The organism is Bifidobacterium leontopitheci (assembly GCF_009193355.1).
In the GTDB taxonomy this organism is placed as follows: domain Bacteria; phylum Actinomycetota; class Actinomycetes; order Actinomycetales; family Bifidobacteriaceae; genus Bifidobacterium; species Bifidobacterium leontopitheci.
This window is the reverse complement of sequence record NZ_WBVT01000003.1, coordinates 1-13,140: the sequence shown is the minus strand read 5'-3', so window position 1 is coordinate 13,140 and position 13,140 is coordinate 1. Positions and strand designations below refer to the sequence as shown.

10 protein-coding genes are annotated in these 13,140 nt (G+C 65.5%); 2 read left to right on the top strand and 8 right to left on the bottom strand.

Going from position 1 to position 13,140, the window contains the following annotated elements:
• Positions 1-107: 107 nt before the first annotated feature.
• From F7D09_RS01470 to F7D09_RS01450, 4 genes are all read right to left on the bottom strand, one after another.
• Positions 108-1,004, bottom strand: a complete 897-nt coding sequence (locus F7D09_RS01470; protein WP_152233672.1) for an SPFH domain-containing protein — start codon at positions 1,002-1,004, stop codon at positions 108-110.
• A 353-nt stretch (positions 1,005-1,357) separates the two neighbouring features.
• Entirely contained in the window at positions 1,358-1,774 is a 417-nt protein-coding gene (locus tag F7D09_RS01460; protein WP_226835833.1) for a nucleoside 2-deoxyribosyltransferase, read from the bottom strand.
• 81 nt (positions 1,775-1,855) lie between these two features.
• Positions 1,856-3,304 (bottom strand): RNA ligase, encoded by a 1,449-nt coding sequence (locus F7D09_RS01455; RefSeq protein WP_152233670.1) that lies wholly within the window; start codon positions 3,302-3,304, stop codon positions 1,856-1,858.
• Positions 3,305-3,369: 65 nt separating this feature from the next.
• The gene (locus tag F7D09_RS01450; RefSeq protein WP_226835831.1) at positions 3,370-4,140 is read right to left on the bottom strand and encodes a metallophosphoesterase family protein; all 771 of its coding nucleotides are present in this window, start codon (positions 4,138-4,140) and stop codon (positions 3,370-3,372) included.
• A 154-nt stretch (positions 4,141-4,294) separates the two neighbouring features.
• Between F7D09_RS01450 and F7D09_RS11290 the strand changes: the two genes are divergently transcribed.
• On the top strand, positions 4,295-4,864 hold the full coding sequence (locus tag F7D09_RS11290; protein ID WP_152233669.1) for a hypothetical protein: 570 nt from the start codon (positions 4,295-4,297) through the stop codon (positions 4,862-4,864).
• 109 nt (positions 4,865-4,973) lie between these two features.
• Here F7D09_RS11290 and dnaG read toward each other — a convergent pair whose 3' ends face one another.
• The 4 genes from dnaG to alr form a co-directional block, all read right to left on the bottom strand.
• The gene (gene dnaG, locus F7D09_RS01440) at positions 4,974-7,082 is read right to left on the bottom strand and encodes a DNA primase (RefSeq protein WP_152233668.1); all 2,109 of its coding nucleotides are present in this window, start codon (positions 7,080-7,082) and stop codon (positions 4,974-4,976) included.
• Positions 7,083-7,170: 88 nt separating this feature from the next.
• Positions 7,171-8,487, bottom strand: coding sequence for a deoxyguanosinetriphosphate triphosphohydrolase (locus F7D09_RS01435; protein WP_152233745.1), 1,317 nt, complete (start codon positions 8,485-8,487; stop codon positions 7,171-7,173).
• Positions 8,488-8,731: 244 nt separating this feature from the next.
• Positions 8,732-9,730: a hypothetical protein gene (locus F7D09_RS01430; RefSeq protein WP_152233667.1), complete on the bottom strand. Its 999-nt coding sequence runs from the start codon at positions 9,728-9,730 to the stop codon at positions 8,732-8,734.
• Between the two features lie 142 nt (positions 9,731-9,872).
• Positions 9,873-11,231: an alanine racemase gene (gene alr / locus F7D09_RS01425; protein WP_152233666.1), complete on the bottom strand. Its 1,359-nt coding sequence runs from the start codon at positions 11,229-11,231 to the stop codon at positions 9,873-9,875.
• A 313-nt stretch (positions 11,232-11,544) separates the two neighbouring features.
• On the opposite strand from alr, the gene F7D09_RS01420 reads away from it, so the two are divergent.
• A complete protein-coding gene (locus F7D09_RS01420; RefSeq protein WP_152233665.1) occupies positions 11,545-12,972 on the top strand; it encodes an APC family permease in 1,428 nt (475 codons plus the stop codon).
• Positions 12,973-13,140: the final 168 nt, after the last annotated feature.

Below are 13,140 nucleotides of genomic sequence, written 5' to 3'. Positions count from 1 at the left end.
TATTATATGGATAATTAGTTACAAAACAGGCCTTTGTGCAACGCGGTTCGACACGTCGCGCAAAGGCCTGTCATCCTTGGGCCGGCATCCTGCCGGCTGAGGTGCGGCTACTTGGTCTCGCTCGCAGTGAGCATGGCCTTGGTGACCTGATCGTACAGGTCCTGGTAGCCTCCCGGCGTGGACGCGGGCAGCACCACGGTCTTCGTGTTGTTCGATTCGGAGAGCGAACGCATCACGTCGAGATACTGGTTGAACAGCACCACGTTGTTCACGTCGTTGATGTTCATGCCCACGGCCTGCAGGCTCTTGATCTGGTCGACGATGCCGTTGGCGATCTCACGGCGGTAGTTCGCCTGGCCCTCGCCCTGCAGGCGGGTCTTCTCGGCGTCGGCCGCGGCCTGCGTCTCGATCTGGATACGCTGGGCCTCTGCGCGCTGGCGGGTGGCCTCCTTCTCACGCTGGGCTGCGTTGATGGAGTCCATCGCGTTCTTGACCTGCGGGCTCGGGTCGATGGCGGTGATCAGGGTCTTGACGACCGTAAAACCGAAGCGGGCCATCTCGTTGCCGACGGTCTTCTGCACGTCGAACGCCACATCGTCCTTGCGCGCGAACGCGTCGTCGAGCGAGAGCGCGGGGATTGCGGAGCGCAGCGCATCCTCCATGTAGCTGCGCAGCTGCCCGGCCGGATCGCGCAGCTCATAGTATGCGGTGGCCACGTTCTCGGGGTTCACGCGGAACTGGGTGGAGGCGACGACCGTCACGAACACGTTGTCGAGCGTCTTGGTCTCCAGCTGCACGTTGAGCTGGGAGACGCGCATGTTGGTCTTCGTCGCGATGCGGTCCACGAACGGAATCTTCGCGTGGATGCCGGCGAACTGCACCTTGTTGAACTTGCCGAACCGTTCGATGATGTACGCCTGCTGCTGCGGCACGACGTAGATCGCCAGGCACAGCAGCCAGATCAGGATCAGCAGTACGACGGCGAGGAAAATGAGGAATCCCATTACCGTTCCCCCTTCTTTTGGTTGCGTCGCGTTCCACAGTGGACGCGGCTATTACCGAACCATGGTAGTCGAACCGCGGCCATGACGGGCGAAGCTCCACAAAGAATTCAACAACTGTTCGGCCGCACGGCCGCATCATGCCGCTTCACCTCGCCCCCACGACCGCAAACCCGCAACCACAAACCCACAACCACAAACCCACAACCACAAACCCACAACCACAAACCCACAACCACAAACCCACAACCACAAACCCACAACCACAAACCCACAACCCACGTGTCTGTCACAGCGGGTAGCTACCCGCTGTGACAGACACGACAGCGCGCGACCAGGCCATGCGCCGGCACGTCTCAGAACTGGATGTAGTCGACTTCCTCGTGCCGGCCGGTCTCCAGCCATCGGGCGAGGTCGGCGGGGCCGGCGAACACCATGGAGACGGACTGGGAGATCATCAGGTTGATGCGGTCGGTACCGCGCAGTCCCTCATAATAGCCGTACACCGGCTTGCCGAGCGCGTAGGCGAACCCGACCTCGAACATCGTGCCAGTGTCCTCGCCGCGCAGGTTGGCGATGACCGCGTCCGCGTCGCGGATGCCCTGCACGTCGTCGGCGAAACAGCCCTCGGGTCCCACTTCGGCGATGTCGGAGGCGAACCGCGGCTTGAACAGCCGCTTGCCGTGCCCCTCCAGCACGGCTTCCAACCGCTCCATGCTCGCCACCTGCTCGTCGTCGAAAAACGGCCCCGCCACATAGAAATCAACACTCACGATGACCCATTATGCCCGTTTCCGCCGGTTGATGGTGCGTAATGCCCGGTTTCGGCACACCAAACCGGGCATTACGCACCATCAATCGGCGTCCAGCGTCCGCACGATGTCGCCGACACGGATCATATCGACGTCACGTTCGCCGAAGGCCTGCCGCTCGTAGGTCAGGTCGATGCCGTGGTCGTTTGCGTACCCGATCACCCGGCGCGCAAGGTCGGCCGTCTCGCCGGCACGGTTCAGCGCACGCCCTCGCAGCAACACCCGTTGCAGCATCGGCCGCAGCGACTTGACCAGCTTGTAATGGTCCGACTTGACCTTCACCATCCAGCCGTCGGCGAAATACAGCACGACGCCCTCCCTGTCGGTTCGCCGCGCGTCGGCGATGGCCTGCGCCACGTCTGCCGCGTCATGGCAGACCGCCACCACCTGCGGCCGCGCGAAACCGCCGGCGGCGGCGAACCGCGGCTCATGAGCGGCGTCGATGGCGAACGTCTCCTGGTTGCGGATCAGATGCAGCAGCCGCAACCCAGACCCGTCATAGCCGACGATATGCCGGTCGGACTGCATGTCGAGCACCTCGAACGCGGCGGTCACATCCCAGTCATGCAGCATTTGCCACAGCTGCTCCCGCACCTGCGCGTCGGCGGGGAACAGCCGCTCGATCAGCGCCGAATAGTCGGTCTGGCCGGACTTCGACCAGAACCGGAACCGTCCCGGCTCCCCGGCCGCCCCGACCAGCCCCAGGAAGCCGTTCTCCTTGCGCTCCACGCGCACGGGGAACGCGCCGGGGTGCTCGTCGCCGTAGGCGACCACCCGGTCGTATCGCGTCGCCTCGGTCTCGTCCACGGCGAAGAACTTCTCGAACCCGCGCTGCACCACGCGCCCGTCGCCGTCCACGAACAGTCCCCGGGCGTTGACGGTCCGCTCGTTCCACCGCCCCTTCAGAAACGCGTCGCGCGTGAAGTTGCAGACGAACACGTCCGCCTCCCCGCGCACCGGCGTCACCCGGACGTCCGGATCGGCGCGCATGCGTTCCAGCAGGTTGCCGCCGAGTCCGCCGCCGTCGAGAGGCCGGAACATCACATCGTGGAATCGCTTCCACGACGAACGGATGTAGTCCTCCGGCACACGCTTGCCGTCGGGGCGTGCCGCGTTGCGGCGCAGCAACTCATCAAGCGGCACGTCGAAGTCGCGCGTCTCCCACAACGCCCCGTGCGCCTCGGCCAGACGCACCAGATCCTTCGCATATTGCGGGTTCGCATGCTGGGCGTCGGCCACGACGTCCCAGCCGGCGTCGAGCGCGTCGGCCACCATGTGCCGCCCCATGGCCACCACCATGGCCTCGAATCCGCTGCCGCGCGTCGCACGCATGCGGTCGCGGCGTTCCGGCGAACCGGCGATCATGAGACGGATCTCGTCAAGCGAGATCACGCAGTGCGGCCACGTGTTGGCCGGGTCCAGCGCCCATGCCCGCGCCCAAGTGGACTTGCCGGCCGCCGGCAGTCCACGCAGAATGATGAGCTTCGCCATCGTCGTCTGCTCCTTTCCTGTGTTGTTTCTTCGTTGCCGCTTCTGGCGGCCGCCGCCCGCGGCGCTCAGCGCGAGGGCATGTCGAGACGATTGCGTTCCGTCACGCCGTCGCCGTCGCCGCCGGTCCGGGCCGTTTCGCGGAACCATGCGGCGACCTGATCGGCCGACACCGGCGTCAGGTTCCATGCGTCAAGGCCGACGTTGAGCGACTCCGGGCGCGCGCCCTCCGGCGTGAGCTGGTGCGTGTGCCCGTACAGCAGCCGGCGGCCGTCGAAAGGCAGCGCCTGGTCGTGGAACCGTACGGCGTCGTCGGGCCATCCGTACGCCAGATCCTCCCGGTACGGGAAATGCGACAGGTTGACGGTCTCAAGGTCGTCCGGCCGCGCGGCGTCAAGGCCGGGCAGGTCGACCGTGTCGTTCGGCTCGATGCTCTCGAACAGGTTGAGCGCCGGCCTGTTGGCCATCCACCAGTCGTCGTGGTTGCCGATCACGGCGTGCAGGTGCCGGCATTGCAGCTGCCGCAGGCAGTCCTTGAGATGCTTCACGGACGTGCGGAAGCCGATGTCGCCGAGGATCCACAGCTCGTCGTCCGGCCCGACTGCGGCGTTGATGGACGCCACGACCGCCGCGTCGTGCGCGTCGGTGTCGGCCGCCGTGCGGAACGTGAGCCGTGAGTCGTCCTCGACGGTCTGCCTGACCCAATCCTCGGCCGCCTTACGACCTTGGTCGTGCAGCAGCCGCAGGTATTCGCCGCGGCCGGGGTCGAACGTGGTGAATCCGCGCAGCGCGGAGACGAGCGGATGCCCGAAATGCGTGTCTGTGGTGAAATACTTCATCGTGGTCTCTTTTCTGTTGATGCTGTCGATTCGACGCTGCCGATAGTGCCGATGAGGTCCGCAATGACGCCGAATCATGGGAGATGGCAGGGCCGGAGGCTGAATTGCGGGGGTCTCCGGACATGCCGGCTGATGTTCGGCGCACGGAGTTCAGATGGTTGTTATGCTGTTATGCCTGCAGTCCGGGCTGTCGAAGCCGATACAGCCCTTCCGTAAGGGCTTCACACTGGACGAAGGTATGCTCGAGGAGCGTGTGCAGCACTTTCTGCACACGTTGCGCGGGGCTTGCGAACCCGCGTTTGCCGGACATACCACTCTGCACCATAATGGTCGCCAGTGTAACCGGCGCACGCCGCCGCGTCAAATCCGAGAGACCGGCATATTCTCTGCCAAGGATGCGACAATCCCGTCGTGGCGTCCGCGGCATCTCGCGGTACCGGCACGAAGAAGGCGCGCTGCGCGCAGCCGCTCCACCGTGTTGGTACGCGGGCGGAAAAACGGCGAAAAAACGCGTCGCGTCCCAATGCCCATTGGTACTCAAGACAATGTGACCGATTACAAAGGCTCGCATCCCACAATATCGTGGGACGCGAACGCCCAAACCGACGATATGCGTCTCACGTCCCAATACCAGTTGGGACGCGAGCCCGAAAACCGCGGATTCCGCCTCGCGTCCCAACCATCATCGAAACTCACGCGCAAACCCCGCCAATACGGCCTCTGACCGCGGCGATTTCATGGACATGCGACCATCCCCGCAACCGCTAACGGAAGACCTATACGCCGCAGGCTCCGCGACACGGACCACTAACCCGGCCCATCGCCACCGTCGCTCACCCCACGGTGTTGCCGTAGATCTGGGCCTGCAGATCCTTGCGCGCGGCCTCCAGCTTGGTGATGTCGCCAAGCAGGGTGAGTTTCTCGGTGCCGTCCGGCAGGCTGACCATGCGTCGTTTCGCCGCCGCGATGCGACGCATGTAACCCATGTCGAGCAGTCTGGCAAGCAGCTCGGCGGCATACTGGGTCTCGGCGGGGCTGGCCGGCCGCAGCTGGACGGCCGCCGCGTTCTGCACGCCCTGAGTGCCGCCGGCGACCGCCCGGTCCTGTTCGGACGGCGGCAGGGGCAGCGGCAGCACGGCCAGTTCGTTGATGACTGGCGCGAGCACCATGCCGCCGGCCTTGTTAAGGTTGTGCAGCCACAATCCCTGCGCCGTGGTCTCGGGAGGCAGCCCGCCCGCCGCCTCGATGGCCTGGAACAACGCCCGGAACACCGGTGCCGTGAACGAGTCGGCGTCGAGCCTCGCGAACATGGTACGGTCGATGGCCCGCGGAATCTGGATGAGCGTGGCCATGAACTGCTGTTCGCAGATGAACACCGCGTCGTCGATGCGGAAGTACGACTGTTCGGTGGCGTCCCGACGTTCCAGCGCCCGGCGCAGCGCCGGGTTCTCGTACGGGTTCGCGTTCTCGCCGCGCATGCCGCCGGCCGGCCCGGCCCCCATGCCGGGCTCGCCGCCCGCGTTGAAGCGTCGCCGCTGCGCGTAGGCGTCCTCGTCGCGCACGTGCAGCTGGCTGTGGGCCGCACGCACCTCGCGCTGCATGATGTCGAGGTCCACGCCGATGCGCCGCGTGGCCTTGCGCGCGTACAGGTCGCGCTGCGAACGGTCGCGGATCTGGGCGATCAGCGGGGCGACGGCCTTCACCGCCCCCATCTGGCCGGTCGTGTACGCGGTGTCGAACCGCCCGATCGCCGCGTCGATCACGAAATCGTAGAGCGGCCGGGCGTGTTCGATCAGCGAGCGCACCGCCTGGTCGCCGCGGTTGATGCGCAGGTCGCAGGGGTCGAGGTTGTCGTCGGCGACGGCCACGAACGTCTGCGACAGGAACGTGGCGTCCAGTCCGAACGCATGCAATGCGGCCTTCTGGCCGGCCGCGTCGCCGTCGAACGTGAACACGATGCGCGAGCTGAGCGGCTGGCCGGGCACGTTGAGCGGGCCGACCAGCTGCACGGCGCCCAGAGAGTCGTCGGCGACGAGACGGCGCACGATCTTCGCGTGCTCCGCGCCGAACGCGGTGCCGCAAGTGGCCACCGCGGTGTCGATGCCGGCCAGGTGCATGGCCATCACGTCCGTGTACCCTTCGACGATCACGACCTGCCGTTTCTTGACGATGGCGGATTTGGCGAGGTCGATGCCGTACAGCACCTGCGTCTTGCGGTACAGCTGCGTGTCGGGCGTGTTGATGTATTTCGCGGCGATCTGGTCGTCGTCGTACAGTTTGCGCGCGCCGAAGCCGAGCGTGCGGCCGGTCGAATCGCGGATCGGCCAGGTGACGCGCCCGCGGAAGTAGTCGTAGACGCCGCGTGCGCCGCGTCTGGCGAGGCCGGCGTCGAGCATCTCCTGCTGGGTGAACCCTTTGGAGGCGAGGTAGCGCACCAGATTGTCCCAGCCTTGCGGCGCGTAGCCGCAGCCGAACCGTTCGCAGTCGGCGCGGGTGAAGTTGCGGCCGCCGAGCAGCTTGCGTGCGGCGAGCGCCTCCTTGGCCATGATCTGCGAGGTGAAGAAACGTTGCGCCTCCTCGTTCGCCTCGATGAGCCGGGCGCGTTTCGAGCCTGAATGCTCGACCTTGCCGGTGGCGTTGTCGTAGTGCAGTTCGATGTGGTACCGGTCGGCGAGCAGTTCGACGGCCTCACGGAAGTCGATGTTCTCCTGCTGCTCGACGTATCCGAACACGTCGCCGCCGAGGCCGCAGCCGAAGCAGTGCCATACGCCGAGCGCGGGCCTGACGGAGAAGCTCGGCGTCTTCTCGTCGTGGAACGGGCACAGGCCGACGAACGTGCCGGTCCCCGAGGGCTTGAGCGTCACGCTTGCGGATACGATGTCATACAGGTCCGCGGCGGCGCGAACCTTCTCCACGTCTTCCTTTGCGATCATTCCAGCCATAACGCACCAGTGTATCGTCAGCCATGCCGCGGTTCGGCCGTCAGCGTGACAGCCGGCGCGCGACCTGCCACGGCGCGCGGCCGTCGCCTCAGCACAGGATCGAGTGCATGGCGAGCGCCGAGCCGTCGGTCAGCGACGCCACCTGGTCGACGGCGACGCGCAGGCGTTCGGCATCGCTCGCCGCCTCGTTCCAGTCATCGAGGAACACGTCCTCCAGCGCGTCGGAGGGGCGCGGCGAGTCGGACATGAGCACGTCGATGAGGTCGGTGACGATGCGCCGCTCCTCCCGGTGCATCGGCTCGCGTTCGCCGGGGGCCATGACGAAGTGCACGGCGATGCCTTTGAGCGCGACGATCTCGTAGGCCGTGCAATCTGGGATCACCACGTTCGCCGAGTACCGGGTGAGAGGCCCTGTGCCGTACACGTCGCGCGTGGCCTGTTCGACCGACCATGCGAACCGGCCGATCAGGTCGGAGGTGATGTTCTTGAGCTGGGCGAGCGCCCGGCGCGACCCGTTGAAATGCTCGGGGAACAGCCGGTCGCGTTTGAGTCTGGCGAAGGCGTCCACCAGGGCGTCGGCGTTCCATTTCGTCCCGTACCAGGCGCGCGTGTCGTCGACGATGCGGTCGATCACGCGGGCATCGTCGAGCGCGATCGGGTTGAAGGCGCCGGTGGCGATGGAGTCCTCGACGTCGTGCACCGAGTAGGCGATGTCGTCGGCGAGGTCCATGATCTGGCATTCCATCGGCTTGGCGGTCGTCTTGGGGGCGGCTGCCTTGAGCCAGCGGAACACCGCCGTGTCGTCCGGGTAGACGCAGAATTTGCGGCTTCGCTCCCCTTTGGGATGCTGGTCGGCTTCGGCGAGGGTCCATGGGTATTTGACGGCGGCGTCCAGAGACGCGCGGGTGAGGTTGACGCCGGCGGAGCGGCCGTCCGGATGGAAGACCTTGGGTTCGAGCCGGGTAAGCAGCCGTAGCGTCTGCGCATTGCCTTCGAATCCGCCGATGTCGGCGGCGATGTCGGCGAGCGCCCGTTCGCCGTTGTGTCCGAACGGCGGGTGGCCGAGGTCGTGGGCGAGGCATGCGCAGTCCACGACGTCGGGGTCGCAGCCAAGCATTTTGGCGATCTGCCTGCCGATCTGCGCGACCTCCAGCGTGTGCGTGAGCCGGGTGCGCGCGAAGTCGTCGGTTCCGGCGACGAGGATCTGGCTTTTCGCGCCGAGCCGCCGTAACGCGGACGAGTGGATGAGTCTGGCCCGGTCGCGTTCGAAGGCGGTGCGAGATTTGGATTTGGGCGGCTCGGGCGCCCAGCGTTCCTCGTCGGATGCGGTGTACCCTTCGCCCGCGGGAATGCGCTCGGGGACCGTGGCCGTGCGACCGGTCAGACCGGCCGGCGGGGCTGCCATGCCGCCCTGCGGCCGCCCGGAAGGCGTGGCACCGGCATTCTTGCCGCTGATATTCCCGCCGTCGGCATCTCCACTGTCAGCGTCCCCTCCGCCGAGACCTTCCAAGACCGGCTGTTGCGTCTGCTCTTCAGGATTGTCGTACTGCTGCATGCCCGTCACCCCCTTGGCATCCCAGCGTACCAGCAGTTCCCGAGGCCGCGCTGCGATGGCGTCTGTCGGCTTTGTCGGCCGCTTCGGATGGGTTTTACGAATACTGCGGATCCGAACGGATCGAGTGGAACACCGGACCGTGGATGGTCTGATAGTAGAGCAGCAGCACCCGTTTTCCGGGAGTCCGGTCGAGCGCCCGACCGATGCGATCGCCCGGATCAAGCTCCCCGCCCGGACATTCGCCGCTGTCGAAGCGGATCTGCTTGCCGTTCGCGTCGAACACGATGGTGCATTCCTGATGGGTCCCTTCATCGTATTCTTCAGTGTTCTTCTCGGTGCGCTGTTCGATGCGCGGGCGTGCGACCGAGACGCTCACGGGGCCATTGATGACAGCGATGATGTCGCTGCCGCCCCAGATCAGCCCATAGCCGATGGCGACAATGGCGATCAGCGTCAGCAAGGGGCTGCCTTGCTTCCGGGCGTCGAGCCATCGGGCCATGGCGCCGCGAGGACGTCGGACGCCATCACGCGTATGGGTGGGCACCGGTTTCCGCGGCGTCGTGCGCCGACGGTCAACAAGCCTCCCGACGCATATGCGGTAAGCGATATATGCCGCGCCTGCGATGAGGTATGCGAGTTCGATGGGGATGAGGAACATCATGGGATCGTCGTCGTGCGTCCCGTTCGTCGTGTTGATCATGAACGGCAGCAGGACCGCCATGAACGCTATGGTCAAGCCGCACAGGCCGAGGATGCCTCCGAGCAGCACGCCGAGCACGCTGCCTATTCCCCGCAACAGCGTCATGCCGATGCCGCGATGCGCGGGCGGCGTCCCGGGTGCAGGCTCGGCTGCGTCAGTAGGTTCGGCGAGCGCATCGCAGTCCGCGTCCCCACCGTCGTTGTTCTCGCCATCGGCGTCGAAACCTTCCATGATCGGCCGTTGCGTTCGCCCCTCACCATCGTCGTAGTCCTGCATGACCGTCACCCCCTGAAACCCCAGCATACCCGCGGCAAACGAACACGCCCCTTCCGCAAGATGCACATTCTGCATCTTAAGAAGTCCGGAAGCCGGATTGTGCGCCTTAAGGTACACAATCCATCACCTTTCTCCATATCTCCTTTACAAATTTCCCCTCAAGGTGCACATTGTGCATCTTGAGGGGAAAAGGAAAACGGAACAGGAATGAACTGAGCCGGCCGGCGTGCGAACAGCCCTGCGGTCCTGCAACCGCCGCCTACAGCAGCGTTGCCGGATCCAGCTTCGCCAGGTCGTCGGCGGGCAGCACGTCGGCGGCGTGCAGGTAGAGCCTCGGGATGCGGTTGCGCAGGCAGGTGAAGATCTCGTAGCTGATCGTGTCGGCCGCGCGCGCCCAGTCGTCGGCGGTCGGCTCGGCGAAGTCCTCGCCGCGCCCCGGTCCGAACAGTTCGACCGTGTCGCCCTCGTGCACGCCCAGCTCGTCGCAGGAGCCGTGCAGGTCGAGCATGAACTGGTCCATGCACACGCGTCCGGAGACGCGGTACAGGCGCGGCCCCTCCGTGGTCATCACGCGCACCGGACCTCCCTGCTTCTCTACATGCTTGGCGCCCTGCATGTCGAAGCCGGACGCGGAACGGTGGATGCCGTCCGCGTAGCCGAGAGGCACGATCGCGGTGGACGTGTCGTCGGGGGTCAGGTAGGTGCGCCCGTAGGAGATGCCGTGACCGGCGGCGATGTGCTTGACCGTGCCCAGCTGCGCCTGCAGGGTCATGGCCGGCTTCAGATGCCAGTCGCGCGGCGTGCCCATGGCCGGGTCCGGCTCGTAGCCGTACAGGCCGATGCCCGGGCGGGTGAGCTCGAAGTGGATCTCAGGGCGGTCGAGCGTGGCCGCGGTGTTGGCGAGATGCCGGATCTCGGGGGCGATGCCTGCGGCCTCCATGCGGGCGGTGAACGCCTTGAAGTTCTCGATCTGACGGTCGGTGGAGGCGACGAATTCGGGCACGTCCGGCGAGTCGGCGACCGCCAGGTGGCTCCACTGGCCGACGATGTGCAGCACGCCTTCATGCGCGAGCGGCACCAGCCGGGCGAGCGCCTCGTCGAACGACTCCTCGGTGAAGCCGTTGCGGCCGAATCCGGAGTCCACCTTCACGTGCACGCGGGCGGTGCGGCCGAGCCGGCGCGCGGCGGCGGCCACGCCTTCGATGCCGGGCAGTGAGCCGACCGAGATGTCGATGTCGTTGGCGATGAGCTCGTCGAACGGCACGTCGGTGCCGTTGTAGACCCAGGTGATGATGTGGCAACGGTCCGGGCCGATGCCGAGCTTGCGCAGCAGCAGCGCCTCATGCGCCTGCGCGGTGCCCAGCCAGGTCGCGCCTCCCGCAAGCGCCGCCAGCGCGGACGGCAGCAGGCCATGGCCGTAGGCGTCCGCCTTGACGACGCCCATCACCGCGGTCCCGGAGTTCGGGCCGCCGACCACGTCGACGAGATGACGCATGTTGTCGCGCAGGGCGGCGAGGTCCACGATCGCCTGGGCCGGATACCTGCGGCGCGCGGCCTTATAGTTGGCCTCGCCCTGCGGGGATGAGAACTGCAATTCAGGTGCTGCATTCAAAGTCATGCCCACCATTGTGGCGCGCCGCGATGACGAATCCGCGCCCATGCGCCGCAACCGTCCGAATTCCATCGCAATCGTCACAAATCCGGCATGCCCCGCACGCTGAAACGTCCATATCGTGCCGGTTTTCCCACTACGTGAAACGATTCGCCCGGCCGCGCGCCGTTTGTCCACGGCAAGGCCATACACTTGCGCAATATCCGACGGGCCTTGACATGTCGCCCGCGGATTTCTGATTCCCGGCGTTGAGGCGTGCCGGGGTCCCGGAATGCCGTCCGGTCCAGCCCATATCCAATCCGTCATTGAGAGAAGACTCATGGATCTTTTTCGCAAGAAATCGGTGGATCAGCTGGTCGCTGAATCCACTCCATTGAAGCGCACGATGCGCACGTTCGACCTGACGATGCTCGGCATCGGCGCGATCATCGGCACCGGCATCTTCGTGCTGACCGGCAAGGGTGCGCTCACCGCCGGCCCCGCGCTCACCCTCTCGTTCCTGCTGGCCGCCATCTGCTGCGGTTTCGCCGGCCTGTGCTACGCGGAGTTCGCGTCGATGGCGCCCGTGTCCGGCTCCGCATACTCGTACGCCTATCTGGCGTTCGGCGAACTAATCGCGTTCATGATCGGCTGGGACCTGATCCTGGAGTATGCGTTGCAGGCGGCGACCGTGTCCGCCGGGTGGTCCGGGTATTTCAACAAGCTGCTGGCCGGGTTCGGCCTGCAGCTGCCGGTCGAGCTGACCGCCGCGTACGGCACGAACCCTGATGTGACCACGTATTTCAACCTGCCCGGCTTCGTGATCGTGCTGCTCATCACCTGGGTGCTGTCGATCGGCATCAACCAGACGAAGCGGACGAACGACATCATGGTGATGATCAAGCTGGCGATCATCGTGCTGTTCATCGTGTGCGTGATCTGGTATGTGAACCCGTCGAACTGGCAGCCGTTCGCCCCGTACGGCGTGTACACGTTCCAGCCGGGTTCGACGCAGCCGTACGGCATCGTGCCTGCCGCGTCGATCGTGTTCTTCAGCTTCATCGGCTTCGACGCGGTCTCGTCGTCTGCCGAGGAGACGGTCGAACCGAACAAGACGCTGCCTAAGGGCATCCTGTATTCGTTGATCGTGTCGACGGTGCTGTACATCGTGATGACGCTGATCATGACCGGTGTGGTGCCGTACGACCAGTTCGCCGAGTTCATCGACGCTCCGGTGGCGGGCGTGATCATCAAGACCGGCATGAACTGGCTTGCGGTGATCGTCAACCTCGGCGCGCTGATCGGCATGACCACGGTGATGCTCGTGCAGCTGTACGGACAGTCGCGCATCTGCTATGCGATGAGCCGTGACGGCCTGTTCCCGAAGTTCTTCGGCGAAGTGCACGGCAAGTACCTTACGCCGTTCAAGGGCACGTGGTTCTTCGGCCTGCTGACCGCGTTCGCCGGCGGTTTCATCAACATCAACGTGCTGTTCGAGCTGGTGAACATCGGCACGTTGAGCGCGTTCATCATCGTCTCGGCCGGCGTGCTGTGGATGCGGCACACGCAGCCGGACGCGCACCGCGGCTTCCGCGCCCCGGGCGTGCCGGTCACGCCGATCCTGTCGATCCTGTTCTGCCTGGTGCTCATCGCCGGCCTCAACTGGGAGACGTGGGTGCGTTTCGCCGTCTGGTTCGGCCTTGGCCTGCTGGTCTACTTCGGCTACGCTCGCAAGCGTTCCAAGCTGAACGAGACGGTCCAGGCGTAACGGCCGCACGCACAAACTATATACGGACTTGGCCCCCTCGGCTGAACTGCACCCCGATTGTTGGACTGCGATAATGCAGATTCGATGATTGGAGGTGCGGTTTCTCATGTGTGGGGATCGCAGGCGTCATTACGACGACGGTTTCATGAGGAAGGTCGCGGACCTGAT

What these genes read in the sequence shown, in the direction of transcription:
- alr (WP_152233666.1), bottom strand. Translation starts at nt 11,231, where the DNA reads ATGACTTTGAATGCAGCACCTGAATTGCAGTTCTCATCCCCGCAGGGC.
- F7D09_RS01470 (WP_152233672.1), bottom strand. Translation starts at nt 1,004, where the DNA reads ATGGGATTCCTCATTTTCCTCGCCGTCGTACTGCTGATCCTGATCTGG.
- F7D09_RS11290 (WP_152233669.1), top strand. Translation starts at nt 4,295, where the DNA reads ATGGTTGTTATGCTGTTATGCCTGCAGTCCGGGCTGTCGAAGCCGATA.
- dnaG (WP_152233668.1), bottom strand. Translation starts at nt 7,082, where the DNA reads ATGGCTGGAATGATCGCAAAGGAAGACGTGGAGAAGGTTCGCGCCGCC.
- F7D09_RS01420 (WP_152233665.1), top strand. Translation starts at nt 11,545, where the DNA reads ATGGATCTTTTTCGCAAGAAATCGGTGGATCAGCTGGTCGCTGAATCC.
- F7D09_RS01455 (WP_152233670.1), bottom strand. Translation starts at nt 3,304, where the DNA reads ATGGCGAAGCTCATCATTCTGCGTGGACTGCCGGCGGCCGGCAAGTCC.
- F7D09_RS01450 (WP_226835831.1), bottom strand. Translation starts at nt 4,140, where the DNA reads ATGAAGTATTTCACCACAGACACGCATTTCGGGCATCCGCTCGTCTCC.
- F7D09_RS01435 (WP_152233745.1), bottom strand. Translation starts at nt 8,487, where the DNA reads ATGGCAGCCCCGCCGGCCGGTCTGACCGGTCGCACGGCCACGGTCCCC.